We start from the raw sequence: 25,286 nt of genomic DNA on the forward strand, positions 1-25,286 counted from the left end.
GAACCGCCGGTCAGTCCCATTCCCAGGACATGCCGACGATGCCGGGGCCGCTGTCGGTGATCACCAGGTGCGCGGTGCCCGACGGCCCGATCCACAGCGGGGCGCCGATGTGCCGGGGCGCGTGCACACCGGCCTGCCGGAACGGCACGCAGCTCACCGGGAGCCGTCCGGAGAACTCGGTCTGCAGGACGTACTGCCGGATCGGCCGGGTGAACCGGTGGTGGTAGAAGGTGAGTTCGGGTCCGGGAGGAAAGTGCGAGGTGAACTCCACGACGCTCCGCTCACCGGCGGCGAGGCGCTGTTCCAGGAGCAGTTCGCACACCGTGGCGCCGGTCGCGTCGTCGGCCCGTATCCGGCCCACCCGGCAGTACTTGACGTCGGACGGGACGGCGGCGGCCGAGTCCTCGGCCCAGAGCAGGACCACACAGCGGTCGACGCGGTCGGCCGACGCCTCGAACACCATCCGGGTGCGCAGGCTCGACAGCCGGTGGTCCTCCCCCACCAGCACGTGCTCGTGCACATCGAGCTTCCTGATCCGGTCGTCGGGCAGCGCGCCCATCGCGGCGAGCAGCGGCCGGTGGGCGGGCCACAGCCGGCGCCGGTCGATCGCGTCCGGTTCGGCCTTGCGGCACCGTCCGCGCGGCCGGGGCGGACCGAGCCGCGACACCAGCGAAGCGGCGGGCAGGCCGAGTACCGCCTCCAGCCCGCGGACGGCGCGCAGCGACTCGGCGCGCTCGGGACGGCTGCGGCCGTGCCGCCAGTAGCTGAGCGCGGCGCGGCTGACCCGGACGCCCTGCGCGGCGAGGTGGTGCTGCACCCGTTCCAGACTCAGACCGCGGTGGTTGAGCGCGTAGTCGAGCACCTGGGCGAACGTGCCGTCCCGCAGGAGCCGCCGCAGCTCACGGTCGATCGGCCGGTCCCCGGGAGCGACCGGGTACGCGAGCACGGGCGGACCGGCCGGCACGGGGACCGGCGGGTAACCCGTACGGTCGCTGTCCGTCGGCCGACCGGCGGGAACCGAGGGCGAACCGCTCGCCATCGCGTGCCTCCCTCCGCCCCTGACGGCATCCGGTCCACTATCGACGGCTCCCCGTCAAAGGTCCAGAGCGAGGTCCGCACCGGATGGTACGGGCCGGGGCCCGCCGAGCGGACCGGTCCGCCTCCCCTCCGGCGCGGACCGGCCGTCTCAGTGGGAGGGCTGATGCAGGTGCCGGTCCTGTCCCGCACCGTGTCCGGCGACCGCCGTGGCGACGCCGAGGACGGCCAGGACGACGAGCGGAAGCGTCCAGCTGTGCGTGGTGTCGTGCAGGATGCCGAGGAGAAGGGGCCCGGCCGCCGCCACGAGGTAGCCGATGGACTGTGCCATGCCCGCCAGCGCGGCGGCCTCGCCGGAGCTGCCGGCGCGCTGGCTCTGGAAGGTCAGCGCGAGGACGAGGCACGCTCCGCCGCCGAGTCCGAGCAGGGTGCACGCCAGGACGGACAGCGCGGGGGCGGCGGCCAGTACGGTGAAGCCGCCCGCCACGAGGACCGAGGCCCCGGCCGCGGTCCAGCGCTGGTCGTGGCGGCCGCGGGTGAGCAGGGGCAGGAGGCTGCTGGCCGCCAGGGACACCACCTGGTAGGAGAAGAGCATCCATCCGGCCGTGGTGCTGCTCATGCCGCGGTCGATCAGGATGCTGGGCAGCCAGGCGACGGCAGTGTAGAAGGCCAGGGACTGCAGGCCCATGAAGAAGGTGACCTGCCAGGCCAGCCGCGACCGCCAGGGCACCGGGCTGTGGGCCGCGCCGCCGGACTCCTGCGGCTTGTCACCCCGGATCCGGGGCAGCCAGGCGAGGAACGCCGCGACGGTGAAGGCGACGCCCCAGGCCAGCGCGGTGCGCCAGGACCCCGGCACGCTGTGGGCCAGCGGCGCGGAGACACCGGAGGACACCGCGGCCATGAGGCCCATGACGGTCACATAGAGCGCGCTGACGCCCTGGATACGGTGCGCGGGCACGCTCCGCCTGATCAGAGCGGGCAGCAGTACGTTGCCGAACGCGATGGCCGCGGAGAGGATCACCGTTCCGGCGAACAGGCAGACGACGGAGGGAAGGGAGCGGACCACCGTCCCGACGGCCAGCACACCGAGCGCCGCCACCAGCAGGCGCGCGCTGCCGAACCGGTGGGACGCGCGGGCGACCAGGGGCGACGTGGCGGCGAACGTCAGCAGCGGGAGGGTGCTCAGCAGGCCGCCCCAGCTCGCCGTCAGGCCGCTGCCGTGCTCGATCTCCGGCAGCAGCGCGCCGACGCCGGTGAGGGTGGTGCGCAGGTTCGCCGCCACGAGACAGATGGCGACGAGAAGCCCGACCGACACGGCGGGCCGGGCGGGACCGGAGGCCGACGGTCCGGAGGCGGACGATCCGGAGGCGGACGATCCAGGGGCGGACGATCCAGGGGCGGGATGCTGACGGGACATCGATGCCGGCCGCGTGCTCACTGGTCCTCCGCTGCTCGTGTCGTGCTGGTCTCGTGGTCATGGGTGAGCCGGACGATCGCGGCCGCCGCGTCGCGGGCGCCGCCCTGGTCTTGGGCCTCGATCGCGTCGACGAGCCGCCGGTGCAGACGGGCGTGCTCCTCGGCGTGCGCGGCGTCCCAGGGCAGACCCCCCAGGGACGAGGTGAGCGCCGTGCCGAGGTAGTCGTACACCTCGATCAGCAGGTCGTTCCCGCTCGCCCGGACGACGGCCCGGTGGAAGAGCGCGTCGACGCTCGTGGCCGCGGGGGTGTCCTCTCCGGCGCAGGCCGCGTCGGCGTCGGCCAGCAGCTCCCGCAACTGCCGCAACTGGCTCTCGCTGCGGCGCAGGGCCGCGGTCCCCGAGGCGTACTCCTCCAGGACGGTGCGCAGCTCCAGTACGTTGTCCCGCTGCGCGGAACTCGCCCGCCGCACCATGACCGACTGGAGTTCGCTGGAGGAGCGGACATAGGTGCCGTCCCCGGCCCGCGGCTCCAGCAGGCCCAGGTGCACCAGTGCACCGATCGCCTCCCGCAGCGTGCTGCGTCCGACCCCGAGCTCCTCGATGAGGGCCTGCTCCGGCGGGATCCGCGTCCCCACCGGCCAGCCGCCGGACTCGATGTGCGAGCGGAGGCTGTCCACGAGCTGAGCGGAGAGGCTGGCCGTCCGCCGCGGTGCGCTGATGCGTTTCATGAGGGCATCGTATACAAACATCAGACGTTTGAACATCGTAGGTCAGGGACGGCCGTGCACACGGCGCCACCGGGCAGAATCCCTGCGCGTCACTCCACGCGGGCGGCGGTCAGAGCCAGCCGCTCTCCTCCGCGAGCCGGGCCGCCTCGGCGCGGGTGCGGGCCTGTGTCTTGCCGATCGCCGACGACAGGTGGTTGCGCACGGTGCCCTGGGACAGCCGGAGCGCCCTGGCGATGTCGGCCACGGTGCCGCCCTCGGCGGCGGCGCGCAGCACGTCCGCCTCGCGTCCGGTCAGCGGGCTCGCGCCACCGGCCAGCGCTTCCGCGGCGAGGGCCGGATCCACGAAGCGCAGTCCGGCGTGGACCCGGCGGATCGCGTCGACCAGTTGTTCGGGCGGGGAGTCCTTGACGACGTATCCGGCCGCGCCCGCGGACATCGCCCGCGCGAGGTAGCCGGGGCGGCTGAAGGTCGTGCAGATGATGGTGCGGCAGCCGGGCAGCGCCCGCTGGAGGTCGGCGGCGACGGTCAGGCCGTCCCGGCCGGGCATCTGCACGTCGAGCAGCGCGATGTCGGGCGCGGTCCGCTGCGCGGCGGCCAGCACCTCGGTGCCGGTGCCGATCTCGGCGACCACGTCGATGTCGGGTTCGAGCCGGAGCACAGCCGCGAGGGCACCGCGTACGAGTGCCTGGTCGTCGGCCAGCAGGACGCGGATCATGTCGGCTCGTTTCCTGTCGGGTCGGTTCCTGTCGGGTCGTTTCCCGTCGGCTCGTTTCCCGTCGGGTCGGTTCCCGTCGGGTCGGTTCCCGTCGGCTCGGTTCCTGGCCGCTCGGTCTTCTCTGAAGGCTGCGGAGGCCGCAGGGGCTGCGGAGATCGCGGAGACTGCGGAGGCGCGGGAGGGGTCGCCGGGCCCGGCCCGCGGGCGACGACCCGGAACCCGCCGCCGGGGGCGGGCCCGTGTCCGAGGGTGCCCGACACGGCGGCCATGCGTTCGGTCAGTCCGGTGAGTCCGTTCCCGGCGGCCGCATCGCCGGCCGGGCTGCCGTTGTCGGTGACCTCGACCCAGTCGGGTCCCACGCGGACCGTGCACAGTTCGGCGTCGGAGTGCCGCAGCACGTTGGTCACCGCCTCCCGCACGACGTAGCCGAACACCTCGCGCAGCTCGGGGCGCACGGCATCGGTCGCGGCGGGCAGATCGGCCCGTACTCCGGCGGCCCGCAGGGCCAGGCGGGCACCTGCGAGCTCGCTGTCCAGCGACAGGGTGCGGTAGCCGGAGATGGTGGCGCGCACGTCGGACAGCGCCGTGCGCGCCATGGTCTCCAGCTCGGTGACCTGGCCGACGGCGAGGGCCACGTCTCCGGTGGACTCCAGGATGCGCCGGGTCAGCCCCAGTTTGACGGTCATCGTGGAGAGGCTGTGACCGAGGACGTCATGCATGTCCCGGGCGACCCGTTCCCGCTCCTCGTTCACGGCCAGCCGCCTGACCTGCTCGCGCGCGGCCCGCAGATGGCCGATCGTGAAGTTGAGCGCGAAGACGGTGCCGAGTGCCGCGGTCACGCCGACGAGGATGGCCACCTGCGCCCAGGCCACCTCGCCCTGCGCGAGCCGCATCCAGAGGACCTGCCCCAGCACCGTGCCGAGGCCGAGGAGCAGGGCGTGGCGCAGCGGCAGGAGCATGAGCCCGATCGCGAGGGCGTAGGTCAGGTCGGTCAGGTAGTACGGCGACGCGAGGAGCACGGCCGGCGCCGCCCCGAGCAGGAACATCACGGCCACGATGACGACACGCCCGCGCCGCAGCGCCATCGGCCCGTACCAGGACGCCGGCAGACAGCCGAGGGCGTAGCAGGCGACGAAGCCGATCGCGAGCCGGGTGAGCAGCGCAGGACCGGTGCCGTGCGCGATGTCCACGGCCCGAGCGATCAGGGTGAGGGAAGCCAGCGTCGTCGCCGCGGCGACGACCACGCGTCCCCGGTTCCTGCCCCGGCCCCGGCCGTACGCCTCGGGGCTGTCGGGCTGGTCCTTCCAGAAACTCCAGTCGGGCCACCGGTCGGCGGAGAACTCGTCCGGATCGCGTGCGCCCACGTCGAGCATGCTACGCCCGGCTGCCGCGGGGGCGCCGGAGCGGCGGCCCGGTGAGTGCTGTGTGCGTCATGCGGAAAGCGTGCACCGCCCATGTCCGGCGCACCCGTCCGGGTTGTCACCCGCTCATGCATGACAGATGGCATGGGTGCGACCGGCGGCCCGGTGGTGCAGTGGAGACATGTTGCACGCGAAGAGGATCCACGTCCCGGCCCAGCAGTACGAGCTCACCGAGGACGGCCGGGCGCTGACGACGTTCTCGTTGCGCGGAGGCCGCATCGGCGCGCGGTTCACTCTGCGCGGGACCGACTACCTCGTCCGCGTTCACCGTTTCAGCGGTGTCCACGAACTGCTCGACGCCGACGGGACCGCCCTCGCGACCACGGACCGGGTGCGCCGCAACTGGAACCTCACGTCCTCCGGGCGGGTCGTCCGGTTCCGGCAGACCGCGGCGGCGGGCCGGGAGCACACCATGCTCGACGGCGACGGTGAGCCCGTCGGCACGATCCGCCGCACCGGGCACCTCCACACCGAGGTGACCGCCGACCTGCCGGGCCTGGACCCGCTGCTCCAGGTCTTCGCACTCGTCGTCGTCCTGCTGCGCGGGCGGCGCAAGCGGGCAGCGGCTGCGGTCAGGTCCGCGTCGCTCTCGGGCGGCTGACACTCCCGCCCTCAATTCCTGTCACCTCCCCAATTCCTGTCGCCACAGCGCCACTTGCGCCGGAGCGTCGGTTCCGCGCTCGTACACCTCCCCCGCACGCCGTCAGTACAGTGTTCACACGCCATTCGCAGGGCTCGACAAGGAGTGCACATGGCCGATGACCAGCCTCTCGGGAACCGCGTCAACCACGCGTCCGGGACCATCGAGATCGCCGGAAAGACCGTCCACAGGCTCGGTTTCGGGGCCATGCGCCTGGTCGGGCCCGGGGTCTGGGGGGAGCCGGCCAGCCGTGACGCCTCGGTGCGGCTCCTGCGGCGCGCGGTCGAGCTGGGCGTCGACTTCATCGACACCGCCAGCGTCTACGGGCCGCACATCAGCGAGGAGATCATCCGCGAGGCGCTGCACCCCTTTCCGGAGCACGTGCTGATCACGACCAAGGGCGGTCAGACGCAGTCGGGTCCGGGTTCCTACGCGGTCCTCGGGCGTCCGGAGTACCTGCGGCAGGAGTGTGTGCTGAGCATGCGCCGGCTGGGCGTCGACCACATCGACCTCTACCAGTTGCACCAGGTCGACCCCATGGTGCCGTTCGAGGACCAGATCGGTGAGCTGAAGAAGCTGAAGGAGGAGGGGAAGATCGGCGCGATCGGGCTCAACGAGGTGACGGTGGACCAGATCACCGCCGCCCGGGAGATCGTCGAGATCGCCTCCGTCCAGAACCAGTACAGCATCACGGAACGCAAGCACGAGGACGTGCTCGAACACTGCGCGCGCGAGGGGCTCCCGTTCATCGCCTGGTTCCCGCTCGACATCGGCGCCCTGGCCCGGCCGGACAGCCCGCTCGGCGGCTTCGCCGCGCGGATCGGCGCCACACCGGCTCAGACCGCGCTCGCCTGGCTGCTCGCTCGGGCCGAGAACATGGTGCCGATTCCCGGCACGGCGTCCCTGAGCCATCTGGAGGAGAACATCGCGGCGGCGGCGGTACGGCTGGACCCGGCCCAGATCACGGAGTTGAACGCGCTGGCCGGTGGACGGCGCACGGAGGGGGCCCTCCGGCAACGGTGACGTCGCGGGCCGTCAGGTCGGCGAGCGCGCAGGAATCGCGGGCGCGCCCGCCCCTCCCGCTGAACGCTCCTCAGCCTCGGCGGCGGGCCAGGAGCGTCGTCCCCGCGACCACACAACCGATGGCCAGGATCTTGCCGGCCCCGTAGTAGTGGGACCAGTCGTCGTCAGCGTCGGCTCCGCGCAGCACCAGCCACAGCAGCAGCCCCGCCCCGCACACGGCGAGGACCGCACCGCCGACCGGCCCGATCCCGGCCCACCAGGGGGCGTCTCCCCCGGCCGCGTGCTCGGTGTCCTGGCCTCGCTCGCGGTCACTCACCTTGCGTCCTCTCCTAGACCATGATCTACAACAGAAAAGACGCGCCCCGTCCCGGAGGAGTTCCACGAGCCGCTTCCCGAACTCCTCGCGGCCTGCTCCCTCTCCCGGCACAACTCGCCCTTCCCGCCCTTCCCGCCGACGATCACACCACCGCCCTACGACGACTACCGGCGCCCGTCGCCGACTCGGTCGAACAGCGCATCATCGACGCCTTCGAACTCGACACCCGTCTCATTCTCCGCGAGCTGCGCAACACGGCCCGGGTGGCCCGCGACTCCGTCAACGAGGACGGGGCCAGCGACCTCGCGTCGGCGGGAGACCTGGTGCGGCGGATCGTCGGCGAGGCGAGGGAGGTGGCTCCGCGCACGGCCGAGCAGCTGGCCTGACGGCCGTGCGTACGCCGCCGTCGCCCCTGTCCTTGGAGGACGGGGGCGACGGGACGTTCGTGCTGAGACGGTGAGCGGGTTTTCCATTCGCTGCCGGACGGGACCGGGCACGGCCCTACCTGGGCCGGCAGGACGGCCGGACGCGGAGCAGCTCGCTCCGCAGCACAGGTGTGCCGTCGACGGGCACCGGGTCCTCCGCCGTCGGTTCGATGCCGCCGGCAGCGATCTTGTCGAGCGTCTTCAGACCGGCGGCACCGACCGTGCCGAACACCGTGTAGTCCGGTCGCAGCACGGAGTCGCCGTAGACGACGAAGAACTGCGAACCGTTCGTGCTCGGACCGGCGTTGGCCATCGCCAGCAAGCCGCGCCCGTAGAGGCGGCGGACGCCGGTCGGATCGCTCGGCGCCTGCGGCAGGTCCACCGGCAGCTCGTCCTTGTACTTGTACCCCGGCCCGCCCTCACCGGTGCCGGTCGGGTCGCCGCACTGCAGGACCTTCAGCGTCGGATACGCCGTCAGCCGATGGCACACCGTACGGTCGAAGAACCGGTGCCGCGCCAGGTGCACGAAGCTCTGCACCGTGCACGGCGCCTTCGCCCGGTCCAGCCGCAGCGGGAGCGGGCCCTGAGTGGTCCGGACAGCCGTCTCGACCGTGCCGTGACTCGGGGTGCGCCGCGGATCGGGCGGCAGGGGAACCGGCCGCGCCGCCGGGTCGTCCGGCGTCTGGGTGTACTGGCAAGGACCGTGCGTGGTCCGCGGCGGGGCATCGGAAGCAGAGGCGACACCGCCCCCGGACACGACCAGCGCTGCTGCCGCCAACGCGGTCATGAGAGTTCGGCCCATCCTGCACACCCTCCAGAAGATCGCCGGATTGCGGAGCGGTCGAAGTCTAGAGCGCGTCCCGACGGGCGAGAACCCTCCAGCAAGCCACATCCGCCTCCCCGGCCTTCGGCCTTCGGCCTTCGGCCCGCAGGCCACCGCTGTGGGCGGGCCCGTGTACGGTGCGCGTCGCCGATCGCGACGTGCGGTGCCCGGTGGGGACGGGGCTGCTCCCGGCTCGGCACGGAGGGATGACGACGGGGGGCGTCGGCGGTGGAACTGCGGGACATCGAGACCTACTTGGTGCTGGCGGAGGAGTTGCATTTCGGGCGGGCCGCCGAGCGGCTGTCCGTGTCCGTGAGCGTGGGCATGATCCCGGGAAATGTGCACTATCTGCAATAGCGCACGGAAGATCTCAGTGCTCACGTCAGAGGCTCGGGCACTGAAGTCTTCGGTGTGGTCCGACGGCGAACGACGACAGGCTCATGTTCCTAGTGGCGCTTCGTCACGTAGGTCCTGGCCCGCGACACTGTCTGTCTCCTCGACGTCCCGCCCCACGAGACCGGCACCGCCTTCACCAAGCCGGTCGACCCGATCCTCGGCCAGGCCGTCGATGCCTGCCAGGCCGCCCGCCCGGATCAGCCGACCAGTACTACGCGAAGATCACCTCGAACACCCTGTCCAAAGCGTATTCCGAGGCGGGCTACTTCGAGCGGAACGTCCGCACGATCGAGGTCCTAGTCGACCGCTACGCGGTCGTTTCCGGCACCGCCGCAGCCGGTGAGCCTGGGCAGCACTACGACCTCGGCCACGACTGCTGCACCTGCACCTGCACCTTCTTCGAGCAGTGCCAGCACCGCATGACGTGCGCCAAGTGCGACTTCTCCACCCCGAAGGGCTCCACCAAGAGTCAGATCCTTGAGGCCAAAGGCAATCTCCAGCGCATGCTCGTCGCCATCCCGCTGACCGACGACGAACGCCTGGCCGACGATGACGGCCGGACCGCCTTGGACAAGCTCCTCGCGCGCCTGACCGATGTCCCCACTCCGGCCTGCCCGACGCCCCGCCAGATCGGAATACCCCCAAACGCCGCGTTGCTTCCTTGCGTCGAAGTCCGACGCAGCGCGCCGTTGGGAAGTGCACAAGGGCCGACCGCACCCGGAGTGCATCGGCGAAAGGAGAAATCGTGACGCCTGGCCCCGACACGGATGACTTGGCCGGCATCTATCCCGAACTCGGTCGGAGCGAAACGCTCCAGAGCATCCTGCAGACGGCCGTTCACCAAGCTGGACACGGGCTGGACGTGCTCCCGGAACGCGCGCCAGGCTGGTGGCGGTCCGGAGCCCGCGTAGACAGCGACAGGCGGACGACAAGCGTTCTCCTCGGCATCGCAGAGCGCGCCTTCATCGTGAACTTCTGGGAACGCGGCGTCATGATGGCCAAGGGCACGACAACCAGCCTGGACGCCGTCGTGTCGGCCATCGGCGCGTGGCAGTCCGGCGCCACCTTGGCACGCCTGAAGCCCGCGTGCCCGTTCGTCGACTACAGTCCGCTCGCCGAGGCCCACGAGCGTGGTGACGCAGTCGAGGCCCAATGGGCGAGCTATCGGCACACCACAGCACGGCACGTGGACCATGAACTCATCGAGGCTGCATACACCCAGCCGCAGCTGCGAGCCCTGTTCCCCTTCCACAGCCATCGGACGCTGAACTTCAGCCGCTGCACCGGATTCCCTCACACCCACGACATCCCGGTGATCACTCCCGCGAACGGAAGTTACCGAGTGACCTGGTGGCACACCCGGTCACCTCACGGACCGGCGGACATCGGAGAAGCCGACACCCCTGACGACGCCGTCGCCTTGGTCGTCGCCCATCTGCCCCACAACTGCGGGCCGGCGGCTGCTGGCACCGCCGAAGACCTTGACAAAACAGATAACAGATAACGATCCGGTTGACGTGTCCTTCGACCACGCCTGAGTTCCAGGGCAGGGGTGGGGCCGGCGATCACGGTGTCGCGGTCGCGGTCGATGCCTGCGACGAGGGTGTGGAGGCTGGGCAGGTCGTCCTGGCGGACGGCGCCGAGCCATTCGGGAGGTCGTTGGCCTTGGCGGTCGGTGAGCATCTGGGCGAAGGACCGGACGTGGCTGGTGAGGGCATCAAGTTCGGGGCAGTTGTGGGGTCGGGTTTACGGTATGACCCGGCGCTGGCAGCGCGATGGCACCTGGGCCAGGATCGTCACTCAACTTCAGGCTCAGGCGGACGCGAACTCTGGCAGCCCGCCAGAAGGGCATCTGCCCACTGTGCGGTCAAGCGCTCATCGCCGGCGCGGAATATGAGCCTGACAGCCCACGCGAGTGGATTGACTGGTTCGACGCGATGAAGAAGCGGTTGCATAAACACCACTTCACCTACCGGCGGCATGGCGGCTCTGATGAGAGCAAGAATCTTCGGCTCGTCCACTCGGAATGCCATCGCCAGCATCACGCAGGCGACAGCGACCGGAAATGAGCAGAACCTGTGAAGCCTTCGGGCTTGCTTGAGCCGTGATGCTTGGAAACAGGCACGTCCGGTTCTGAGGGGGCCGGGTCACGGCGACGTGACCCGGCTACCCGACCGCCACCGGGCTGTAGCCACGAGGTATGACGAGCTCGCGGTCCGCCACGAGGCGACCGTGCTGGTCGCAGTCCTCAACGAGTGGCTGTGACCAGCACGGACCCGATATGTCCTAGCCGTCGATGTCGAGCGCCGTGCCGTACAGGCGGTCTACCTTCAACCGGATGACCACCCGGCGCTCGGCAACCAACTGCTCCAGGAACGCACCTTCATCCTCCGGCTTCGCCGCTTGCGGGATCATCTCAAGGAGTTCCCGCCCGACGGCGTCGCCGGGAACGGTCGTGCTCTCGGAGACCTCGGCCTCGCCTTCGGCAACAGCAAACGACCACACGTCGCCACCTTGCACATGAAGCGCCGCACGTGGGTTACGCCGCAGATGCCCGACCTTGACCCGGTCGGCCGTCGTCGAGAACCGCACCATGCGGGCTTCGGGATCCCAGCTGTACAGCATGGTGGTCAGGTGGGGGTGACCACTGCGCTTGACAGTGGCGAGTGTGCCGAACTGCTCCTTGCCAAGCAGGCTGGAGAGGGCTTCGTCGGACAGTGGACGAGGTGCCGGTCCTTGAGTCATGCCGTGATCAACGTCCATGGCCGCCCCGCAATTCCATGGACGTGACTCCAAGACCACTTTCACAACAGTCCCTGAACTTGTCGTTTAACGACTGATGTCGAACGCGACTCGAACTTGATCAGCGTCTTCGCACTTCAGCGGACACGTAGGCGGCGGCCTTCGTCTGATCCTGTGCCCCGTCACAGAGTGGATCAACGCGAAGGCCGTGGTCGTGAGTCTGGTGCATCAGGGTGTCCTGCGGGATGCGTTCGCGGAAGTGTCCCACTTCCGGTCGGAGCTGTACGCGAGCCTGACCGCGCGGGGCGACACGTTGTTCGAGTTGCGCGACGCGCTGCTGTGTACGGACGGGCCGGTCCGTACGCTGGTTGATCTCGCGCTTGCTCCCGAGCACCGCCGTGGACACGGGGCTCTGTACGGAGGACTCAACCAGGGCCGGATCGACGTCGCACGGCTGCGTCGTGCCCTGGCTGGGATGCCGTTGCCGAGGGCGGCAGACGGTCGGCTCGTGCTGGCGGTGGATGTCTCGCCGTGGCTGCGGCCGGACGCCAACACGTGTGCTGACCGGTCCTTCTGCCACACGTTCGGGCGAGGTGAGGGCAGGCATCAGATGGTGCCCGGCCGGCCGTACTCGGTGGTGGCCGCGCTGGAGACAGGCCGTACGTCCTGGACGGCGGTGCTGGACGCGTTCCGCCTGAAGCCCGGCGCCGATGTCGCCGCGGTGACCACGGCCCAGATCCGCGAGGTCGTCGAGCGACTGGTCGCCGCCGGCCAGTGGCGGCCGGGTGACCCGGAGGTCCTGGTCGTGCTGGACGCCGGATACGATGCCCCGCGCATCGCCAGGGTGTCGGACGCCGCGTCACCCGGTCTGAACGGAGCCGGCCGAGGATCTCCCCGGGCAGACCGTTGAGCAGGTCCTCGCAACCTGGGGCACCGAGCAGGCCGTGACGTTCACGGACACCCGGACACCCGGCTCTACGAGAAGGCGGGCGCGCAGGCGTGGGACCGGCTGCACCCACGGTTGAACGGAGACGGGTTTCGTGGTTCTGAGCAGCGAGCAGCTCGCCACGCCTCTCTCCGACGTGGACACCTCAGTTTTTCCCCAGGGCGAGTGGCGTCAGGTTCGCTTCTACGACATCACCACGTTGGGCGGAGTGCTCTTCAGCGCATGGGATTGATGATCACGTAACCGTTAAACGACAAGTTCAGGCCGTGTATCGGAAGTTCTATCAGCGGAGCTGAACGAGGGTTGATATTCAGGGTGCGGTGCCCGGGGCGGGCTGAGACTCAGGCACCGCACCGTTCCAGGAAGCCGGCGAGGCTACGGTTCGCCCAGGGCGGGATGGCGTGCGGAAGCGCGTGATGGGACACATCCGGGAGCACGGTCGTTGCGACGCGTGGCAGCAGCGCCTCGGCGCGGGCGGCCACCTTGGAGGGGCCATGGGTTCTGCTGCTTCCGGCGAGGAGCAACAGGATCGGCAGGTCCAGGCCACGCAGGGCGTCCGGTGCCGGGCGCGGCCCGGTTACGGGTCGGAGAGAGGGGAAACCGGCGGCTGCCTCTTGGAGGGCGAGCGAGTCGGGATCGAGGGCGGAGCCTTTGGTCTCCCACTCCAGGAAGGCGCGGACCCGGCGGGGCGTGTTCCGCAGCAGCATGGGCAGTGCGTGCATCAGGTAGGCCGGGCTGAACCCGGCGAAGCACTGGGTCGGGTCCAGAAGGGCCAGGCGGCGTATCCGGTCGGGCGCGCGCATGGCGTGATGCAGCGCGATCCAGGCGCCGTACGAGTGTCCGCCCAGGTCGGTCTCGGCCACTCCGAGGGCGTCGAGGAGCGCGTCCAGCCAGGCCGACAGGTCGGCGACCGTACGGGGGCGGCGGTCGCCGTCGGGAGTGCTACGTCCGGGGGCGCCGATCAAGTCGACGGCGAACACCCGGTGGGTGCGGGACAGTTCGGCGGCCTGCGCGTACCAGGACGCGGAGGTTGCGCCCCCTCCGCCGGGCAGGAGGACGAGCGAGGGCCTGTCGGCCGGGCCGCATACGTTGACGTGTGTCGTGCCGAAGGGCGTGGGAACGGTCGCCGTCTCGCGAGCGGCAGGCCACTTGCTCATGACCTTGTCGTAGGCCATGAGGAAGTTGTCGGCGTCGTACGTATCGCGAGCGTTCATGAACGGCGACTCCTCTATTATCTCGCTCAGCAAGATACTTGTTGGGCGAGATGATACGTGGAGGTGGTCCGTGCCCGATCAGGAGGGTGAGGAACTCGTCGAACGCGCCGAGCCGGGGCCCGAGATGGAGATCGTCCATCTGCTGCGCGCGGTGGCCGTCGACCTGGCCAGGCACAGCACCCGGTTCGCACAGCGCAACGGCATGCACCCCACCGACGTGCGTGCGCTGATCGCCCTGATGGACGCCGCCCGCGCCGGCGAGGAGACCACAGCAGGCCGCCTGGGCACCGCTCTCGGGCTCAACTCGGCAGGAACCACAGCACTGGTCGACCGCCTGGAACGGGCCGGGCATGTGCGGCGGGTGCGCGATGCGCGCGACCGCCGCAAGGTCACCATCGAAGTGGACGAGCGGGCGGTCGCCCTCGGCTGGTCCCACTTCGGACCGCTCATCGATCGGGCGGTGGACCTGCTGCGGGAATACGACGAGCGGGAACTGGCCGCGGTCAGGGGCTTTCTGACTGGGATGCGGAAGGCAACGGTCTAGGATTATCTCGAATACGCTGGTTACGGCCGCTCGTTGATGGCCTCGACGAGAACGGTTACCTCGTAACGAACCGTGAGTTCAGTGAGGCAGCCGTCTATGAGGTGGCTGCGGTACTGGATGTGGCGGAGACCGCGTCGGACGGTCTGGACGAGGTGTTCGGGGGTGCTGAAGGCGACGTTGGAAAGCCAGCCGCGCCGCAGCAGTGACCAGATGCCTTCGACGGGGTTGAGGTCGGGTGCGTAGGGCGGCAGGTAGTAGATGGCCGGCCAGTCCTGGGCTGCCGCCCATTCCCGCAGGTCAGCGGCCTTGTGGACGTTGAGATTGTCCAGACCAGGACGATCGGGCCGCCGAGCTGCCGGTGTGCTGCGATCAGCAGGCCGCGGTAGTCGCGCCAGGAGAAACTCTTGCGTCCGTCGCGGTTGCCGTCGTCGCGGCGGGGCCGATAGATCAGCCTCGAGCGGTGACCGGGTTTGTAGCAGGTCTGCGCTGCGATGGAGATGCGTCCGCGGGAGCGGCCGCGGACCCGCACCACCGGGGTTCGACCGCGCTGTGACCAGGTCTTCGCCTGCGGCGGCGTCATGGAGAAGCCGGTTCGTCCTCGAAGACGAGCCAGGCTCCACGGGCCGCCGCGAGTCTTCCGCGCAGGGCCAGGTCTCCTTCACCCGCCCGGCCACGGCTTCCTCGTCGCGTTCCAGGGCCCGGCGGGCGGGGACCTGGCAGGACCAGCCGTTGCGCACCAGCAGCTCGCGCACGCCCTGGATGGTGTAGGTCAGGTGGAAGCGCCGGCCGATCACGGTCTTGATCCGGCTCAGGGTCCAGCGCTGGTCCTGCCAGCCGTGCGCGGCCGGCCCCTTGGCCAGCTCCGCCTCCAGTTGCGCGAACTGCTTCTCGCTCAGTCTCGGCAAAGACGCCGGCCCTGCGACCGCAGAGCGTGCGGCCCGTCTTCCGCCCACGCCTGCCGCCACCGCTGCACCGACCGGACACTGACGCGCAGGTCCTTGGCGATCACCGAACTCGCCTTGCCCCGGGCGAACCGCTCGGCCGCCTGGAGCCGTAACCCCTCGCGGAACTGCTGCCGTTCGGCAGTCAGCCCGCCCCCTTGTGGATACCGCATGCCCCGGTGATACCCCAGGAGACTGCCACCCGCCAGCCCCTACGACACCACGAGTTCAACATCAGTAACGGCCGTGCCGGGGCTGTCGCCATCCCGCCCGCACGGCTCCCCGCCGCCTCCATGGTGTACGCGCGCACTCCCGCACCCAGAACTATGGTGTCCCACCACATACGCCTCTGACCTGCACGTTCCTACGGTGTGGCGACACGCGACACGTAATCGTCCCCGCCGAACGCCAGGAAGTGGTGCCATGTCCTCCCCCGCGACCGCTCCGCCCACCCCTTCGAACCTCCCCCGCATCGTCGCCGCCAGCCTGATCGGGACCACCATCGAGTGGTACGACTTCTTCCTGTACGGGTCCGCCGCCGCGCTGGTGTTCAACAAGCTGTTCTTCCCGGACTCGGATCCGCTGGTGGGGACGCTGCTGTCGTTCCTGACGTACGCGGTCGGGTTCGCGGCGCGGCCGTTGGGCGCGCTGGTGTTCGGGCACTACGGCGACCGGCTGGGACGCAAGAAGCTGCTGGTGATCAGCCTGCTCATGATGGGCGGGGCGACGTTCGCCATCGGGCTGCTCCCCACGCACGCGAGCGTGGGCTCGGCGGCTCCGGTACTGCTCACCACCTTGCGGCTCGTCCAGGGGTTCGCGCTCGGCGGTGAATGGGGCGGGGCCGTGCTGCTGGTGTCGGAGCACGGGGACGCGCGGCGGCGGGGCTTCTGGGCCTCCTGGCCGCAGACCGGCGCGCCGGCGGGGCAACTGCTCGCCACGGGTGTGCTGTCGCTGCTGACCGCCTTGCTGTCCGACGACGCCTTCGGAAGTTGGGGCTGGCGGATCCCGTTCCTGCTGTCCGGGGTACTCGTCATGGTCGGTCTCTGGATCCGTCTGTCCGTCGACGAATCACCCGTGTTCCGTCAGGCCCTGGCACAGGCCGAGGCCCGCAAGGCGGCACGGGCGGACGACCCCGGGGCCCAGGCGGAGAAGCTGCCGCTCGTCTCCGTGCTCCGGCACCACTGGCGTGACGTCCTGATCGCGATGGGCGCCCGTATGGCGGAGAACATCAGCTACTACGTCATCACCGCCTTCATCCTCGTCTACGCCACCACGTCCGCCGGGGTGTCCAAGCAGACCGCGCTCAACGCCGTACTGATCGCCTCCGCCGTGCACTTCGCGGTGATCCCCGCCTGGGGCGCCCTCTCGGACCGGATCGGGCGCCGCCCGGTCTACCTGCTGGGCGCGGCCGGTGTCGGGCTGTGGATGTTCCCGTTCTTCTCGTTGATCGACACCGGAGGCTTCGGCAACCTCATCCTCGCGGTGACCGTGGGACTCGTCCTGCACGGCGCCATGTACGCCCCGCAGGCCGCCTTCTTCTCCGAGATGTTCGCGACGCGGATGCGGTACTCGGGAGCGTCCATCGGCGCCCAGTTCGCCTCGGTCGCCGCGGGCGCGCCCGCCCCGCTGATCGCCACGGCGCTGCTCTCCGACTACGACAGCTCCACCCCGATCTCCCTGTACGTCATCGCCGCGTCGGTGCTGACGCTGATCGCCGTGGGCGTGGCCAAGGAGACCCGACACCGTGATCTCGCCGCTGCCGAAGGCGCCGACGCCTCCTTCGATGCCGTCGGCGACGGTGCCACTGCCAGTGCCGGTGCCAGTGCCGGTGCCGGTGCCGGTGCCGGTGCCGGTGCCGTGGAGGACGGTGAACCTGCGGCGGGCGACGCCGACACCGCCCGCGCTGTCTGATTCCGCCGCTCTCACTCCCCCGGGGGCCCCTCCCCCCTCCCCCTCCTCCCCTTCCCTCCTCTCTCTCCCCCCTCCCGATCAGCCCCGTGCAGGCGAGGACAGGCGGTGCAGCCGCAGGGCGAGTTGGATCTCCAGCACGCGGGCGGGTGTCTGCCAGTCCTCGCCGAGCAGGCGGCCGACGCGTTCCAGGCGCTGGGCGACGGTGTTGACGTGGACGTGGAGCTCGTCCTTGGTGCGGACGGGGCTCATGCCGCAGGCGAAGTACGCCTCCAGGGTGCGTACGAGGTCCGTGCCCCGGCGGTCGTCGTAGGCGGTGACCCGGCCTATGGTGCGGTCCACGAACCCGGCGACGTCACGCTCGCCGGCCAGGAGCAGGCCGAGGAAGCCGAAGTCCTCGGCGGCGGCGCCGTCGCCGGTGCGGCCGAGCAGGCGCAGGGCCTCCAGGCTGCGCTGGGCCTCGGCGTAGGCGGCCGTGGCCGTACCGGGGTGGGCGGCCAGGTCGTCGACGGGCGCGGAGGCGCCCACCGTGACCGCCTCGTGGACGGCGGTGCCCAGGTGGCGGGCGGTGCGGCGGGCCAGTTCCGTCGCGGTGGCGCCGCGCTGGAGGGGGAGCAGGAGGACCGTGCCGCCGTCGCGGGCGGCGGCGAGGCCGTGCCGGGTGGCGGCCAGGTGGGAGGCGGCCGACCACAGCCGGCGGCGGGCGTCGGCCTCCTGGTCCGCGTCGGCGGCGGGTGTGTCGAGGCGGGCGGCGAGGACGACGTAGGTGGCGTCCAGGTCGGCGTGGAGCCGGGTGGCGCGCTCGCGCAGCAGGCGGGGGTCTCGGTCACGGGCGTCCAGGAGATCGTCGAGGAGTTCGCCGCGGACGCGCTGCTCGGCCTCGGCGGCGGAGCGGCGGGCGAGCAGGAGCAGGGAGGTGACCATCGCGGCGCGCTCCAGGGTGCGCTGGTCGACGGGGTCGAGACCGTGGTGGCCGCGGAGCACGAGTGCGCCGAGCAGTTCGCCGCCCGCGGTGACGGCGGCGACCCAGTCGTCGCCGTGGCGGACCGCGTGTCCTTCGGCCCGGGACGCTTCCAGGGCGTCGGCGGGTGCCGCGGCGGCTTCGCTGAACTCGACGGTGCCGTCTTCCAGGACCTGGGAGACGGCGGCTGCCACGTCGTGGACTCCGCCGCCGCGCAGGACCAGTTCGGCGAGGCGGTCGTGGACGTCGGAGGCGCGTTCGATGACGGCGCTGCGGTCGCGGATGATCTCGTTGGCGCGTTCCAGGCCGGCGAGGGCGGCGCGGGTCTCGGTGAGCAGGTTGGCGCTGTCGATGGCGGCCGCGGCGAGGGCGGCGAAGGAGCCGAGCAGGGCGATCTGCTCCCGTTCGAAGACCCGGGCCCGGCGGTCGGCGGCGAACAGTACGCCGATGACGTGCGGGCCGAGCATGAGCGGGACGCCGAGGATGGCGACCAGTCCTTCGTCCTGCACGCCGGCGTCGATGGTGCCGGTGTGCTGGAACCGGGCGTCCTTGAAGTAGTCGTCGGTGACGTACGGGCGGGCCGTCTGGGCGACCAGGCCGCCCAGTCCCTCCCCCATGCCCAGGCGCAGTTGCTGGAAGCGGGCCGCCACCGAGCCCTCGGTGACCCGCATGTAGGTGTCCTTGCGGGCGGGGTCGTTGAGCGTGAGGTAGGCGACGTCGGTGCCGAGGAGCGACCGGGCGCGCTGCACGATGGCCTGGAGCACCGCGTCGAGGTCTCTGAGACCGGCCAGGTCGTGGGCGGTCTCGAACAGGGCCGACAGTTCGGCCTCGCGGCGTCTGCGTCCTTCCAGTTCGGCGCGTACGCGCAGGGCGAGCAGCTTGGCGTGGTCGAGGGCGGCGATCCACTCGGCGGGCCGGCCTTCGGCGCGGGCGAGCAGCACCGGCTGTTCGTAGGCGGTGGCGGGTGCGCCGCGGGCCAGCAGTTCGAGGAACGGGGTGCCCGCGCTGCCGTCGGGCGGGGGTGCGGCGCCGCCGGGCGGGGCGGCGGTGCCGGTCGGCGGGCCCGCGTCGGCGGCGGGGCGCCCGGCGGACTGCGCGTGATCGCTGGACATGCTCACAGGATTCCCCATCGGCCCGTGGTCCGCCGGGCCCTGTGGAAAACTCCGCTCGCGGTGACGACGGTGCAGGTCAGTGGGCGGTCCAGCCGCCGTCGAGGACCAGCGAGCTGCCGGTGACGAAGGAGCCGTGCGGGCCGCACAGGTAGGCCACGGCCTCGGCGACCTCCTCCGGTTCGATCAGGCGTTTGACGGCGCTGTCCTTCAGCAGGATGTCGGAGAGGACCCGGTCCTCGGGTACGCCGTGGGCCTCGGCCTGGTCGGCGAGCTGCCGTTCGACCAGGGGGGTGCGCACATAGGCGGGGTTGACGCAGTTGGAGGTGACTCCGTGCGGGGCGCCTTCGAGGGCGGCCGTCTTGGACAGGCCCTCCAGGCCGTGCTTGGCGGCGACGTACGCCGATTTGTAGGCGGAGGCGCGCAGGCCGTGCACCGAGGAGATGTTGACGATCCGGCCCCATGCCTGTCCGTACATGTGCGGCAGGGCGCCGCGGATGAGCCGGAAGGGTGCTTCGAGCATCACGGTCAGCACGGTGTGGAAGACGTCGGGCGGGAACTCCTCGATGGGCCGTACCAGCTGGATCCCGGCGTTGTTGACGAGCACGTCGGTGCCCGCCGCCGCGTGTTCGGCGGCGTCGAGGTCGGTGAGGTCGAGGACGTGGGGCTCGAGGACGCCCGGGAGGTGGGCGGAGTGTGCGGCGAGTGCGGCCAGGCCCTCCGCGTCCCGGTCGACGGCTCTGACCTTTGCTCCCGCGGCGGCCAGCCGGAGCGCGCAGGCGCGGCCGATCCCGCCGGCGGCGCCCGTGACGAGCGCGGTGCGGCCGTCGAGGTCGAGCGGGGGGCCTTGAGGGGCAGGGTGCGGGCTGGGCGAGGTCATGTGTCGACCTTAGGCAGGCCCCCCGCCCCGCTACATGTGGGCGCGGCCCACACTTCAGCCAAGGTCCGTAGTGTCGAACCACGTGGGGGCGTCGGACAGGGCCTGCTTGATCCGGAACAGGGCGAATTCGTTGAGCTCGGGCAGCGCGTCCACCGTGAACCAGCCGACCTCGAGTGATTCGTCGTCGTTGACCCGGGCCTCGCCGCCCACGGCACGGCAGCGGAAGGTGATGTCCATGTACTGGCAGACGTCGCCGTTGGCGTAGGTGACGGGGGACAGTGCCTGGACCAGGACCAGCCGTTCGGTGACGCAGTGCACCGCGGTCTCCTCGTGCACCTCGCGCACGGCGCAGGCGGCGGGCTGCTCCCCGGGCTCGGGGATCCCGCCGATCACCGACCACTTGCCGGTGTCGGAGCGGCGGCCCAGCAGGACCCTGCCCTCGTCGTCGAAGACCACGGCGGTGACCCCGGGCAGCCACAGCAGCTGGTTGCCCGCCGAGGCCCGGATCGTGCGGATGAAGTCAGGAGTAGCCATGGGGCCGACCCTAACGGGCGGATGTCCCAGGTCACCGCCCGGTCCGCGGGGCGGCCGGGCGCGTCCGACCGGCGTACGGTCACACGTCCCGGGCGCGCCGCCCGCGCACACCGGCTCCGATCGCCCAGCCCAGGCCGCCCGCGGCGACCAGGACGAGGGCGAGTTCCGGCAGGGCGCCCAGGTCGGTGGCGGGCGTGCGCGAGGAGCGCAGGGGCACCTTCTGGACGAGGTGGGCCGCAACGAACATGCCGGTCTTCTGCGTGATGCGGCCGTCGGGCATGATGACCGCGCTGACGCCGCTGGTCACCGGGACGGTGACGGTGCGGCTGTGCTCGACCGCGCGGACGCGGGACATCGCGAGCTGCTGGTAGGTCATCTCGCTGCGGTCGAAGGTCGCGTTGTTGCTCGGCACGGAGATCATCTGCGCGCCGTGGGTGACCGTGTCGCGCACGGCCCAGTCGAAGGCGGCCTCGTAGCAGGTGGCCAGGCCGATCCGGGTGCCGCCGACGGTGAACACGCCCGGCGCGGTGCCCCGGCTGAAGTCCTGGCGGACCATGGAGGTCCAGTCGCCGTTGATCGCGCCGAGCAGCGAGCGCAGCGGCAGGTACTCGCCGAAGGGCTGGATCTGCCGCTTGTCGTACGTCTGGAGGGGGCCCTTGACCGGGTCCCAGAGGATCTGTTCGTTGTACAGCCTGCCGTCGCGCTCCACGACGCTGCCGATCGAGACGGGCGCCCCGATCGCCTTGGCGGCCTGGTCGACGACCAGGCGCGCGTCCGGGAACTCCAGCGGGTCGATGTCGGAGGAGTTCTCCGGCCAGAGCACCACGTCGGGCCGGGGTGCCTTGCCCTCCTCGACCTCGGCCGCCAGCCGCTCGGTCTCCCGCGCGTGGTAGTCGAGCACGGCCCGTCGCTGGGCGTTGAACTCCAGGCCGGCGCGCGGCACGTTGCCCTGGATCAGCGCGACGGTGGCGGTTCCGTTCTCGGCCTTGTCGCTGACCAGGGTGCGGGCCGCCAGCGCGCCGCCCACCGGCACGGCCACGCTCAGCAGCGCGACGGCGGCGGCCGGGCGCCGCAGGGTCCCGGTGCGCCGCCCCTGGACCGCCAGGCGTACGGCCTCGCACAGGCCGAAGCCGCACAGGACGACCGCGAAGCCGAGGACGGGGGTGCCGCCGACCGCGGCCAGCGGCAGGAACACGCCGTCCGCCTGGCCGAAGGCGACCTTGCCCCAGGGGAAGCCGTGGAAGGGCACGCGCGCGCGTGCCGCCTCGCCGGTGATCCACAGGGCCGCCGCCCACACCGGCCAGGCGGGCAGCTTGGAGACCGCCGCGACACCGACGCCCACCAGGGCGACGAAGAGTGCCTCCACGGCGGCCAGCGCCAGCCAGGGGCCGGGGCCGACCTCCACGCCGGTCCACACCAGCAGGGGCAGCAGGAAGCCGAGGCCGAAGAGGTAGCCCAGGCCGAGTGCCGCCTTCCAGGTGCGCCCGCGCAGTACCCAGCCGAAGGCGGCGAAGGCCGGCAGGGCCAGCCACCACAGGGTCCGCGGCGGGAAGCTGACGTAGAGGAGGAGGCCGGACAGTGCCGCCACGACGGCGGGTACGAGCCGGACGAGTCGCGCGGGCCAGGGTGCGCGGGCGGAGGGCGGGCTCACCCGGTCCGACTCGTCGGCGGAGGTTGCGGTGACGGTCACCCCGGGAGTGTACGGCGGCTTTCCTGCCCCTCGGCAGCACGGTGTACGGGCGTGAACCGGTGTCCGGGCCGTCACCGGCGCGCGCAGAGTGGACGGGAGCGGCGGGGCGCGGAATGGCGGGCTCCGGACCTGGGGCTTCCAGGAGACCGCCCCGGCCGTGGCTCCGGAGGCCCGCGCGGTGGTGGGCCGCGGGCTCAGGCCGGGCCGGGTGCGGGCGGGCGCAGCCGGGCTCTGATCACCCGGACCGCCGACTCGGCGTTGTCGACGGTGATCGTGAAGGTGTGGCCGTCCCACAGCCGCAGCACGACGCCCTCACCGCGCCGTACGACCACGGCGGTGCCCTTCTCGGGCCGCCAGCGGTATCCCCAGCCGCCCCAGTGGCGCGGGGTGACATGGGGGGCGAAATCGGCGCCCGCCACATGGGCCAGCGGGATGCGGCGGCGCGGCAGGCCGATGTGGCCGCAGCGCACCTCCAGGGACTCCTTGTCGACCTTGAGGGCGACGTGGACGAAGGCGAGGGTGCCGAAGAGGACCAGCAGTCCGGCCGCGATGCAGCCCACGACGGACATCACCAGGGCGAGGACGCCGGAACTCCAGGCGGAGTCGACGGCGAGCTCGATGCCGAGCGCCAGGCAGGCGGCGCCGACGAGCGCCAGCAGCCACTGGAACCGGTTGGTGGCCCGCCCTGTCCACACCTCGGGATGCGGGCCGTTCTCGACACGGGAAGGGTCCCTCATGCCTTCGAGGTTACCCAGGTTTCGCCGCCTGGGTAGCGCGTCGCACACGGGGAGTGTCCCGGGCGCTCGCCGCGCGGGGGCACGACCGGCCCCGGGCGGCGGTGGGGCGGTGCGTCAGCGGGCGGGCGTGGCGGCCCGCAGGAGGCGCCCTTCGGCGTAGGCGAGGGCGGGTGCGGGCAGGGCGCCCTCGGAGCCGTTGAGCAGCACCGTCACGGTGCCCTCGGCCGGGGCTGTGGGCGCGGGGCGGCCGCCGATCCGGCGCAGCGCCTGGGCGGCGACGGCACCGGCGGATCCGTGCAGGACCAGCGGGGGGTGCCCGGGGCGCTGCACGGCGTGCCGGATGCGCTCGGCGACCAGTTCGTAATGGGTGCAGCCCAGGACGACGGTCGTCACCTGGTCGGGGGTGAGTGCGGCGGCGGCGGTGACGGCTTCGTCGATCGCCGCCTCGTCGGCGTGCTCGACGGCCTCGGCCAGGCCCCAGCAGGGCACCTCGGTGACCGGCACACCGCCGGCGAAGTCGCGGATGAGGCCCTGCTGGTAGGGGCTGCCGGTGGTGGCGGGTGTGGCCCAGATGGCGACCGGCCCGCCGCCGGCCGCGGCCGGCTTGATCGCGGGGACGGTGCCGATGACCGGGAGGTCCGGCTCCAGGAGTTCCCGCAGCGCGGTGAGCGCGTGCACGGTGGCGGTGTTGCAGCCGACGATCAGGGCGTCCGGAGCGTGTGCGGCGGCGGCCTCGGCGACGGCGACGGCGCGTGCGGTGAGGTCCTGCGGGGTGCGCGGGCCCCAGGGCATGCCGGCCGGGTCCAGGGACAGGACGAGATCCACGTCGGGGCGCAGGCGCCGTACCGCGGCGGTGGCCGCCAGCAGCCCGATTCCGGAGTCCATGAGCGCGATCTTCACCCGGCCACGATAGACGATCCCCTCGAACCGGCCGTCCGGGTGGGGCAGACTGCGGGGGTGAGCGTGATCATGTGGACCGCCCTGGGATCCCTCGCCGCCTGGCTGTGGCTGCTGCTCGGCCAGGGGTTCTTCTGGCGTACGGACGTGAGACTGCCCGCGGGGCGGGAGCCGGGCCCCGAGGACTGGCCGGCCGTCTGCGTGGTGGTCCCCGCGCGGGACGAGGCGGCCGTGCTGGGCGAGAGCCTGCCGTCGCTGCTCGCGCAGGACTATCCGGGGCGGGCGGAGGTGTTCCTGATCGACGACGGCAGCTCCGACGGCACCGGGGAGCTGGCCCGCGAGCTGGCCCGGCGCGGCGGCGGGCTGCCCCTGACGGTGGACTCGCCGGGTGAGCCGCCGGCCGGGTGGACCGGCAAGCTGTGGGCCGTGCGGCACGGCATCGCGCTGGCACGCGCGCGTGCGCCGGAGTACCTGCTGCTGACGGACGCGGACATCGCGCACGCCCCGGACAGCCTGCGCCGTCTGGTGGCCGCCGCGCGGGCCGGGGGTTTCGACGTCGTCTCGCAGATGGCCCGGCTGCGGGTGGAGAGCCTGTGGGAGCGGCTGGTCGTACCGGCGTTCGTCTACTTCTTCGCGCAGCTGTATCCGTTCCGGTGGATCGGGCGGCGGGGCGGGCGGACGGCGGCGGCAGCGGGCGGTTGTGTGCTGCTGCGCGCCGAGGCGGCCGAGCGGGCGCGGATCCCGGACGCGATCCGGCACGCGGTGATCGACGACGTGGCCCTGGCCCGCGCGGTGAAGGGCGGCGGCGGGCACATCTGGCTGGGGCTGGCCGAGCGGGTGGACAGCGTGCGCCCGTATCCGCGGCTGCGCGATCTGTGGCGGATGGTCTCGCGCAGCGCGTACGCGCAGTTGCGGCACAACCCGCTGGTGCTGGCCGGCACGGTGGCGGGGCTGGCGCTGGTGTATCTGGTGCCGCCGGCGGCGCTGGTCGCGGGGCTGTGGTGGGGCGGCGCGGCGACGGCCGCGGCCGGGGGCGGGGCGTGGCTGGTGATGGCGGCGACGTATGCGCCGATGCTGCGGTACTACCGCCAGCCGCTGTGGCTCGCGCCGCTGCTGCCGTTCACGGCGTTCCTCTATCTGCTGATGACGGTGGACTCGGCCGTGCAGCACTACCGGGGGCGGGGTGCGGCCTGGAAGGGCCGCACCTACGCGCGTCCGGACGCCGTGCCCGAGGAGGGCTGAGG

Annotated in this window: 27 protein-coding genes and 1 pseudogene; 11 read left to right on the top strand and 17 right to left on the bottom strand. The window is 71.7% G+C overall.

Going from position 1 to position 25,286, the window contains the following annotated elements:
* Positions 1–10: 10 nt before the first annotated feature.
* The 5 genes from A8713_RS03240 to A8713_RS03260 all read right to left on the bottom strand — a co-directional run bounded on the left by A8713_RS03240 (position 11) and on the right by A8713_RS03260 (position 5,268).
* Complete coding sequence (locus A8713_RS03240) at positions 11–946, bottom strand: XRE family transcriptional regulator (RefSeq protein ID WP_159393068.1); 936 nt, start codon at positions 944–946, stop codon at positions 11–13.
* Between the two features lie 240 nt (positions 947–1,186).
* Complete coding sequence (locus tag A8713_RS03245; protein ID WP_237305295.1) at positions 1,187–2,317, bottom strand: CynX/NimT family MFS transporter; 1,131 nt, start codon at positions 2,315–2,317, stop codon at positions 1,187–1,189.
* Between the two features lie 152 nt (positions 2,318–2,469).
* Positions 2,470–3,180, bottom strand: a complete 711-nt coding sequence (locus A8713_RS03250; RefSeq protein ID WP_064531324.1) for a FadR/GntR family transcriptional regulator — start codon at positions 3,178–3,180, stop codon at positions 2,470–2,472.
* A gap of 109 nt (positions 3,181–3,289) precedes the next feature.
* Entirely contained in the window at positions 3,290–3,895 is a 606-nt protein-coding gene (locus tag A8713_RS03255; protein WP_064531325.1) for a response regulator transcription factor, read from the bottom strand.
* The gene (locus A8713_RS03260) at positions 3,892–5,268 is read right to left on the bottom strand and encodes a sensor histidine kinase (RefSeq protein ID WP_237305296.1); all 1,377 of its coding nucleotides are present in this window, start codon (positions 5,266–5,268) and stop codon (positions 3,892–3,894) included. Before A8713_RS03260 ends, A8713_RS03255 begins: the two co-directional genes overlap by 4 nt.
* 169 nt (positions 5,269–5,437) lie before the next feature.
* Between A8713_RS03260 and A8713_RS03265 the strand changes: the two genes are divergently transcribed.
* Both A8713_RS03265 and A8713_RS03270 read left to right on the top strand, forming a co-directional pair.
* A complete protein-coding gene (locus A8713_RS03265) occupies positions 5,438–5,917 on the top strand; it encodes a hypothetical protein (protein ID WP_064531326.1) in 480 nt (159 codons plus the stop codon).
* A 150-nt stretch (positions 5,918–6,067) separates the two neighbouring features.
* Positions 6,068–6,979: an aldo/keto reductase gene (locus A8713_RS03270; protein ID WP_064531327.1), complete on the top strand. Its 912-nt coding sequence runs from the start codon at positions 6,068–6,070 to the stop codon at positions 6,977–6,979.
* A gap of 70 nt (positions 6,980–7,049) precedes the next feature.
* Here the strand turns inward: A8713_RS03270 and A8713_RS03275 are convergent, their stop codons facing one another.
* Positions 7,050–7,295: a hypothetical protein gene (locus A8713_RS03275; RefSeq protein WP_064531328.1), complete on the bottom strand. Its 246-nt coding sequence runs from the start codon at positions 7,293–7,295 to the stop codon at positions 7,050–7,052.
* Positions 7,296–7,315: 20 nt separating this feature from the next.
* Between A8713_RS03275 and A8713_RS33915 the strand changes: the two genes are divergently transcribed.
* Positions 7,316–7,681: a hypothetical protein gene (locus tag A8713_RS33915; RefSeq protein WP_216826765.1), complete on the top strand. Its 366-nt coding sequence runs from the start codon at positions 7,316–7,318 to the stop codon at positions 7,679–7,681.
* A gap of 115 nt (positions 7,682–7,796) precedes the next feature.
* Here A8713_RS33915 and A8713_RS03280 read toward each other — a convergent pair whose 3' ends face one another.
* Complete coding sequence (locus A8713_RS03280) at positions 7,797–8,522, bottom strand: peptidylprolyl isomerase (protein ID WP_064531329.1); 726 nt, start codon at positions 8,520–8,522, stop codon at positions 7,797–7,799.
* Between the two features lie 249 nt (positions 8,523–8,771).
* On the opposite strand from A8713_RS03280, the gene A8713_RS34590 reads away from it, so the two are divergent.
* On the top strand, positions 8,772–8,900 hold the full coding sequence (locus A8713_RS34590; RefSeq protein ID WP_257784435.1) for a hypothetical protein: 129 nt from the start codon (positions 8,772–8,774) through the stop codon (positions 8,898–8,900).
* 335 nt (positions 8,901–9,235) lie between these two features.
* Here A8713_RS34590 and A8713_RS33465 read toward each other — a convergent pair whose 3' ends face one another.
* On the bottom strand, positions 9,236–9,643 hold the full coding sequence (locus tag A8713_RS33465; protein WP_159393069.1) for a hypothetical protein: 408 nt from the start codon (positions 9,641–9,643) through the stop codon (positions 9,236–9,238).
* A gap of 41 nt (positions 9,644–9,684) precedes the next feature.
* Here A8713_RS33465 and A8713_RS32935 point away from each other — a divergent pair, with 41 nt between their 5' ends.
* Positions 9,685–10,443 carry a DUF6193 family natural product biosynthesis protein gene (locus tag A8713_RS32935; RefSeq protein WP_107440576.1) on the top strand — a complete coding sequence of 253 codons (759 nt, stop codon included), beginning with the start codon at positions 9,685–9,687 and terminating at the stop codon, positions 10,441–10,443.
* Positions 10,444–10,876: 433 nt separating this feature from the next.
* Positions 10,877–11,008 (top strand): HNH endonuclease, encoded by a 132-nt coding sequence (locus A8713_RS34060; RefSeq protein ID WP_237305297.1) that lies wholly within the window; start codon positions 10,877–10,879, stop codon positions 11,006–11,008.
* A gap of 217 nt (positions 11,009–11,225) precedes the next feature.
* Here the strand turns inward: A8713_RS34060 and A8713_RS03290 are convergent, their stop codons facing one another.
* Positions 11,226–11,684: a pyridoxamine 5'-phosphate oxidase family protein gene (locus A8713_RS03290; protein ID WP_064537210.1), complete on the bottom strand. Its 459-nt coding sequence runs from the start codon at positions 11,682–11,684 to the stop codon at positions 11,226–11,228.
* Between the two features lie 211 nt (positions 11,685–11,895).
* Between A8713_RS03290 and A8713_RS03295 the strand changes: the two genes are divergently transcribed.
* Both A8713_RS03295 and A8713_RS33735 read left to right on the top strand, forming a co-directional pair.
* Entirely contained in the window at positions 11,896–12,591 is a 696-nt protein-coding gene (locus A8713_RS03295) for a transposase (protein ID WP_443069695.1), read from the top strand.
* Between the two features lie 130 nt (positions 12,592–12,721).
* The gene (locus tag A8713_RS33735; RefSeq protein ID WP_173860781.1) at positions 12,722–12,859 is read left to right on the top strand and encodes a hypothetical protein; all 138 of its coding nucleotides are present in this window, start codon (positions 12,722–12,724) and stop codon (positions 12,857–12,859) included.
* A 109-nt stretch (positions 12,860–12,968) separates the two neighbouring features.
* Here the strand turns inward: A8713_RS33735 and A8713_RS03300 are convergent, their stop codons facing one another.
* Positions 12,969–13,841, bottom strand: coding sequence for an alpha/beta fold hydrolase (locus A8713_RS03300; protein WP_064531330.1), 873 nt, complete (start codon positions 13,839–13,841; stop codon positions 12,969–12,971).
* Positions 13,842–13,965: 124 nt separating this feature from the next.
* Between A8713_RS03300 and A8713_RS03305 the strand changes: the two genes are divergently transcribed.
* Positions 13,966–14,385, top strand: a complete 420-nt coding sequence (locus A8713_RS03305) for a MarR family transcriptional regulator (RefSeq protein ID WP_064537211.1) — start codon at positions 13,966–13,968, stop codon at positions 14,383–14,385.
* Between the two features lie 20 nt (positions 14,386–14,405).
* Here A8713_RS03305 and A8713_RS34865 read toward each other — a convergent pair.
* Positions 14,406–15,499 (bottom strand): annotated as a pseudogene (locus A8713_RS34865) (IS630 family transposase).
* 250 nt (positions 15,500–15,749) lie between these two features.
* On the opposite strand from A8713_RS34865, the gene A8713_RS03320 reads away from it, so the two are divergent.
* Positions 15,750–17,237 carry an MFS transporter gene (locus A8713_RS03320; RefSeq protein ID WP_064531331.1) on the top strand — a complete coding sequence of 496 codons (1,488 nt, stop codon included), beginning with the start codon at positions 15,750–15,752 and terminating at the stop codon, positions 17,235–17,237.
* A gap of 78 nt (positions 17,238–17,315) precedes the next feature.
* On the opposite strand, the gene A8713_RS03325 is transcribed toward A8713_RS03320, so the two are convergent.
* The 6 genes from A8713_RS03325 to A8713_RS03350 form a co-directional block, all read right to left on the bottom strand.
* Complete coding sequence (locus A8713_RS03325; protein WP_079158822.1) at positions 17,316–19,307, bottom strand: helix-turn-helix domain-containing protein; 1,992 nt, start codon at positions 19,305–19,307, stop codon at positions 17,316–17,318.
* A 76-nt stretch (positions 19,308–19,383) separates the two neighbouring features.
* A complete protein-coding gene (locus A8713_RS03330; RefSeq protein WP_064531332.1) occupies positions 19,384–20,184 on the bottom strand; it encodes a 3-hydroxybutyrate dehydrogenase in 801 nt (266 codons plus the stop codon).
* A 54-nt stretch (positions 20,185–20,238) separates the two neighbouring features.
* Positions 20,239–20,718, bottom strand: a complete 480-nt coding sequence (locus A8713_RS03335; RefSeq protein WP_064531333.1) for an NUDIX hydrolase — start codon at positions 20,716–20,718, stop codon at positions 20,239–20,241.
* A 79-nt stretch (positions 20,719–20,797) separates the two neighbouring features.
* The gene (gene lnt, locus A8713_RS03340; RefSeq protein ID WP_064531334.1) at positions 20,798–22,408 is read right to left on the bottom strand and encodes an apolipoprotein N-acyltransferase; all 1,611 of its coding nucleotides are present in this window, start codon (positions 22,406–22,408) and stop codon (positions 20,798–20,800) included.
* Between the two features lie 194 nt (positions 22,409–22,602).
* Complete coding sequence (locus tag A8713_RS03345; protein WP_064531335.1) at positions 22,603–23,145, bottom strand: hypothetical protein; 543 nt, start codon at positions 23,143–23,145, stop codon at positions 22,603–22,605.
* A 114-nt stretch (positions 23,146–23,259) separates the two neighbouring features.
* Complete coding sequence (locus A8713_RS03350) at positions 23,260–24,045, bottom strand: glutamate racemase (RefSeq protein WP_064531336.1); 786 nt, start codon at positions 24,043–24,045, stop codon at positions 23,260–23,262.
* A 69-nt stretch (positions 24,046–24,114) separates the two neighbouring features.
* On the opposite strand from A8713_RS03350, the gene A8713_RS03355 reads away from it, so the two are divergent.
* Positions 24,115–25,284, top strand: coding sequence for a glycosyltransferase (locus A8713_RS03355; RefSeq protein WP_079159233.1), 1,170 nt, complete (start codon positions 24,115–24,117; stop codon positions 25,282–25,284).
* Positions 25,285–25,286 lie beyond the last annotated feature (2 nt).

It is taken from the genome of Streptomyces sp. SAT1, assembly GCF_001654495.1.
In the GTDB taxonomy this organism is placed as follows: Bacteria; Actinomycetota; Actinomycetes; order Streptomycetales; family Streptomycetaceae; genus Streptomyces; species Streptomyces andamanensis.

What these genes read in the sequence shown, in the direction of transcription:
- A8713_RS03250 (WP_064531324.1), bottom strand. Translation starts at nt 3,180, where the DNA reads ATGAAACGCATCAGCGCACCGCGGCGGACGGCCAGCCTCTCCGCTCAG.
- A8713_RS03255 (WP_064531325.1), bottom strand. Translation starts at nt 3,895, where the DNA reads ATGATCCGCGTCCTGCTGGCCGACGACCAGGCACTCGTACGCGGTGCC.
- A8713_RS03260 (WP_237305296.1), bottom strand. Translation starts at nt 5,268, where the DNA reads ATGCTCGACGTGGGCGCACGCGATCCGGACGAGTTCTCCGCCGACCGG.
- A8713_RS03265 (WP_064531326.1), top strand. Translation starts at nt 5,438, where the DNA reads ATGTTGCACGCGAAGAGGATCCACGTCCCGGCCCAGCAGTACGAGCTC.
- A8713_RS03270 (WP_064531327.1), top strand. Translation starts at nt 6,068, where the DNA reads ATGGCCGATGACCAGCCTCTCGGGAACCGCGTCAACCACGCGTCCGGG.
- A8713_RS33915 (WP_216826765.1), top strand. Translation starts at nt 7,316, where the DNA reads ATGATCTACAACAGAAAAGACGCGCCCCGTCCCGGAGGAGTTCCACGA.
- A8713_RS03280 (WP_064531329.1), bottom strand. Translation starts at nt 8,522, where the DNA reads ATGGGCCGAACTCTCATGACCGCGTTGGCGGCAGCAGCGCTGGTCGTG.
- A8713_RS34060 (WP_237305297.1), top strand. Translation starts at nt 10,877, where the DNA reads ATGAAGAAGCGGTTGCATAAACACCACTTCACCTACCGGCGGCATGGC.
- A8713_RS03290 (WP_064537210.1), bottom strand. Translation starts at nt 11,684, where the DNA reads ATGACTCAAGGACCGGCACCTCGTCCACTGTCCGACGAAGCCCTCTCC.
- A8713_RS03300 (WP_064531330.1), bottom strand. Translation starts at nt 13,841, where the DNA reads ATGAACGCTCGCGATACGTACGACGCCGACAACTTCCTCATGGCCTAC.
- A8713_RS03305 (WP_064537211.1), top strand. Translation starts at nt 13,966, where the DNA reads ATGGAGATCGTCCATCTGCTGCGCGCGGTGGCCGTCGACCTGGCCAGG.
- A8713_RS03320 (WP_064531331.1), top strand. Translation starts at nt 15,750, where the DNA reads ATGTCCTCCCCCGCGACCGCTCCGCCCACCCCTTCGAACCTCCCCCGC.
- A8713_RS03325 (WP_079158822.1), bottom strand. Translation starts at nt 19,307, where the DNA reads ATGTCCAGCGATCACGCGCAGTCCGCCGGGCGCCCCGCCGCCGACGCG.
- A8713_RS03330 (WP_064531332.1), bottom strand. Translation starts at nt 20,184, where the DNA reads ATGACCTCGCCCAGCCCGCACCCTGCCCCTCAAGGCCCCCCGCTCGAC.
- A8713_RS03335 (WP_064531333.1), bottom strand. Translation starts at nt 20,718, where the DNA reads ATGGCTACTCCTGACTTCATCCGCACGATCCGGGCCTCGGCGGGCAAC.
- A8713_RS03345 (WP_064531335.1), bottom strand. Translation starts at nt 23,145, where the DNA reads ATGAGGGACCCTTCCCGTGTCGAGAACGGCCCGCATCCCGAGGTGTGG.
- A8713_RS03355 (WP_079159233.1), top strand. Translation starts at nt 24,115, where the DNA reads ATGTGGACCGCCCTGGGATCCCTCGCCGCCTGGCTGTGGCTGCTGCTC.